Origin of the sequence: Polymorphobacter sp. (assembly GCF_051860865.1) — a bacterium.
Lineage (GTDB): Bacteria > Pseudomonadota > Alphaproteobacteria > Sphingomonadales > Sphingomonadaceae > Sandarakinorhabdus.
Window position 1 is genome coordinate 48,029 of sequence record NZ_JBIMKZ010000010.1, and the last position, 4,018, is coordinate 52,046.

2 protein-coding genes and 1 pseudogene are annotated in these 4,018 nt (G+C 70.4%); 2 read left to right on the forward strand and 1 reads right to left on the reverse strand.

Annotated features, from left to right (window positions below; translation table 11 throughout):
• A pseudogene (locus tag ACTIFJ_RS03420) lies at positions 1-1,564 on the reverse strand (ATP-dependent DNA helicase); the annotation flags it as partial.
• Between the two features lie 24 nt (positions 1,565-1,588).
• Between ACTIFJ_RS03420 and ACTIFJ_RS03425 the strand changes: the two are divergent.
• Together ACTIFJ_RS03425 and ACTIFJ_RS03430 are read left to right on the forward strand one after the other, a co-directional pair.
• Positions 1,589-3,184, forward strand: coding sequence for a lysine--tRNA ligase (locus ACTIFJ_RS03425; protein ID WP_439532683.1), 1,596 nt, complete (start codon positions 1,589-1,591; stop codon positions 3,182-3,184).
• A 19-nt stretch (positions 3,185-3,203) separates the two neighbouring features.
• A complete protein-coding gene (locus ACTIFJ_RS03430; RefSeq protein ID WP_439532684.1) occupies positions 3,204-3,950 on the forward strand; it encodes a hypothetical protein in 747 nt (248 codons plus the stop codon).
• The last annotated feature ends 68 nt before the right edge of the window (positions 3,951-4,018 follow it).

The window sequence follows — 4,018 nt, forward strand, 5'->3', positions numbered from 1 at the left end:
GCGTCCGCGTCGCCGCCAGCAAGGCCTCGACCGCGCCCTCGGGCTGGCCATCGAGGATGCGCGCCAGCCAGCCATCGCTGGGCAGCACGGCCGCCGCCGTATCGATCCGCGCCACCAGCGCGGCCGCACTGTCATCGAAGCTGATGATGTCGGCCAGCCGCGCCGCCAGCCCGCGCCGCCGGCCGCTGCGCACCTTGGGCGGCCCCAGCAGCCAGTTGCGCAGTTCCACCGCCTCGCGCCCGGTTAGCGCCAGCGAGAACACGCTGTCGGCGGCATCGAACAGGTGATGGCCCTCGTCCAGCACCAGCCGGGTCAGCGATTGCCCCTCGGCCCGCGCCCGCACCACGTTGAGGATCACCAGCGCATGGTTGGCGATCACCAGGTCGGCCTGGGCCGAGGCGCGGCTGCTGCGCTCGATGAAGCATCGGCGGAAATGCGGGCAGGCGGCATAGATGCATTCGCCGCGCCGGTCAGTCAGCCCGGCGAAGCTGCCGCGCCCGAACAGCCGCGGCAGCCAGCCCGGCAGGTCGCCGCCGATCATGTCGCCATCCCGGCTATACGCTGCCCAGCGCGCCACCAGCTGGGCGAACAGCGCGGCGCGGTTGGCGAAGCCGCCCTGCGTTGCATCCTCGAGATTGAGCAGGCAGAGATAATTCTCGCGCCCCTTGCGCACCACCACCCGCCGCCGCCGCGCCTCCGGGTCAGTAATCACCCGCGCCGCCTCGCTGTCGAGCTGGCGCTGCAAGTTGCGGGTATAGGTGCTCAGCCAGACGCTGCCCTGCGCCGCTTCGGCCCAGCTGATCGCCGGCGCCAGATAGCCGAGCGTCTTGCCGATGCCGGTGCCGGCCTCGGCCAGCACGATATGCGGCTGGCCATCGGCGCCACGCGGCTGGAAGGCCTGCACCCCGGCTTCGGCATAAGCGCGCTGGCCGCCGCGCACCGCGTCCGGCGAGCCGATGATCCGCGCCAGCCGGTCGGCCGCCGTCGCCGGATCGATCACCACCGTCGCCGGTGCCGGGCGCAGCGGCTGTGTCTCCCATTCCGGCAGGCTGGTATAGAGGCTGCGCTCCGGCTCGGCTGGGCGCTTCAGCTGCGCAGCGATGATCGGCGCCCAGCTCCAGCGATGCCGCGCCATCGCCTGCAGGATGGCATGGGCGCCGTGCCGCGCCGTCCAGCCGGGGTCGCGCAGCGTCGCCAATAGCTGGCCGGCGGCGCGGCCCAGGAAATCGGTGTCCGATTGCGCTGCCGGTGCTGCGATGCCCAGCGCCCGCGCCATGCCGCCCGGCGTCGGCACCGCGAACCGCGCCGGATGGATGAAGGCATAAAGCTCCAGCAGGTCGAGCCCGGACAGCTCGGCCGTCCCCAGCCGGTCGGCGGTCACCGGGGCGTTGAGCATCAGATGCGGGGTCTGCCCGGCGCGGCGCAGCGCTTCGCGCGCCGAGATGCTCTCCGCCGCCTCGCCGGGCCTGGACGCCCAGATACCGGCATGGGTGGCGATGAGCGCGGGCAGCGCTGGCAGAGTTTGCAGGGCTTGCCACGCCCGGTCATCGCCGCCAGAGACCATCGGACAGGGAATAGACGAAAAGCCATGACCGACGCCACCATTACTCCCGACATGCTTCGCGCCGCGGCGCTCGACAACAAGGCCTGGCCGTTCGAGGAGGCGCGCAAGCTCATCGCCCGCTACCCGAACGGCTTTCCGGAGGCCGGCGTGCTGTTCGAGACCGGCTATGGCCCGTCCGGCCTGCCGCACATCGGCACCTTCGGCGAAGTCGTCCGCACCACCATGGTCCGCCGCGCCTTCGAGGCGATGGCGCCTGGCGTCAGGACGCGGCTGATCGCCTTCTCCGATGACATGGACGGGCTGCGCAAAGTGCCCGACGGCCTGCCCAACCCGGAGATGCTCCGCGCCGCGCTCAACAAGCCGTTGACCCAGGTGCCCGATCCGTTCGGCACCCACCCCAGCTTCGGCGCCCATAACAATGCGCGCCTGCGGGCGTTTCTGGACAGTTTCGGGTTTGAATATGAGTTTCTTTCGGCCACGGATTGCTACAAATCCGGCCGTTTCGATGCGGTTCTGCGCCAGATTCTCGCCCATTACGACGCCGTCACCGACGTCATTCTGCCCACCCTCGGCCCCGAGCGGCGTGCCACCTATGCGCCGTTCCTGCCGATCGACCCGCAGACCGGCCACGTCCTGCAGGTGCCGCTGATCGACCGCGACGTCGCCGCCGGCACTGTCTCCTATCACCGCCCCGGCACCGGCGAGCTTGTCACCGTCCCGGTCACCGGCGGCCATTGCAAGCTGCAGTGGAAGGTCGACTGGGCGATGCGCTGGGTGGCGCTCGGCGTCGATTACGAGATGGCCGGCAAGGACCTGATCGATTCCGTCACCCTGTCGGGCCGCGTCGCCCGCGTGCTCGGCGCCACCCCGCCAGCCGGGTTCAACTATGAGCTGTTTCTCGATGCCTCGGGGCAGAAGATCTCCAAGTCCAAGGGCAACGGCCTGACCATCGAGGAATGGCTGGTCTATGGCCCGCCCGAGAGCCTGGCGCTCTACATGTACCAGAACCCGCGTAAGGCGAAGCGCCTGCACGTCGATGTCATCCCCCGCGCCATCGACGAATATGCCGATTTCCTCGCCCGCTACCCCGAGCAGCCGATCGAGCAGCAGCTCGGCAACCCCGTCCACCATGTCCATGAGGGCCGGCCGCCGCGGCCCGAGCTGCCGGTCAGCTTTTCGCTGCTGCTCAATCTTGCCTCGGTCGCCGCCACCGACGATCCCGCCCGGCTCTGGACCTATGTCAGCCGCCAGGCTCCCGGCACCGCGCCGGATACCCATAAGCTGCTCGATCGCCTCGTCCGCCACGCCGCCGCCTATGCGCGGGATTTCGTCATCCCTGGCCTTCGGCGTCGCGCCCCCGATGCACGCGAAGCCGCCGCCCTTGCCGATCTCGATGCCCGCCTCGCCGCGCTCGGCCCGGGGCAGGATGCCGAGGCCTATCAGAACGAGGTCTATGCCGCCGGCAAGGCCGCCGGCTTCGAGAATCTGCGGGACTGGTTCAAGGCGCTGTACGAAACCCTCATCGGCTCCTCCCAGGGTCCGCGCATGGGCAGCTTCATCGCGCTATACGGCCTGACAGAAAGTCGCGCCCTGATCGCCGAGGCGATAAAGCGCGTATAAGGCACCAAGAGGTGCTGTAATGTTGCGTTTCCTGATCGGCCTGATGCTGGCCACCCCGGCGCTTGCCGACACCGCCGAGGCCTTCCGCGCCGGCCGCTGGGCCGATGCCGTCCGCCAGGGCGAGGCCGAGAACACCGCTCAGAGCCGCCTGCTCGCCGGCCGCGCCCGGCTCTGGCTCGCCGGCTATGACACCCCCGACAAGGACCGCGCCCTCGCCCTGGTCACCGCCGCCGAAGCCGATTTCGACGCCGCCCTCGCCCGCACCCCGGCCGACCCCCAGGCCCAGCTCCAGAAAGCCGTCGCCATCGGCTACCGCGCCAAGCTGACCAGATCCCCCGGCCTCGCCAAACAGGCCCGGGACCGCTTCCTCGCCGTCCGCACCGCCCACCCCGACCTTGCACTGGCCTGGTCGGCCGTCGCCGGCTGGCACGGCGGCAGCGTCGCCACGCTCGGCAGCTTCACCGCCGGCCTCGTCCTCGGCGCCCGCACCAAGGACTTCGAAACCGGCTACGCCCGCGCCCTTCAGCTCGAACCCCGCAACCCCGCCTGGCGCACCCTCTACGCGCTCGGCCTGATGGACCTAAAACCCGGCAACGCCTCCCGTGCCGCTGCCATCCTCAAGGGCATCGAAACCCTCCCCGCCGCCGACGCCTTCGAATCCCGCCTCCGCGCGCAGGGCGTGACATTAGCCGAGGCGTTGGCCGACCGCCCGTCGGAGGCGCAGGCGGTGGCGCGACGGCTGTCGGCGTTCGGGGGGTTGAAGTAAGGGGCCTCCAACGATCGGATTGTCCTCCGGCGGCTGGGGGCTGGGCCCCCAGACCCCATGAAGCAGCC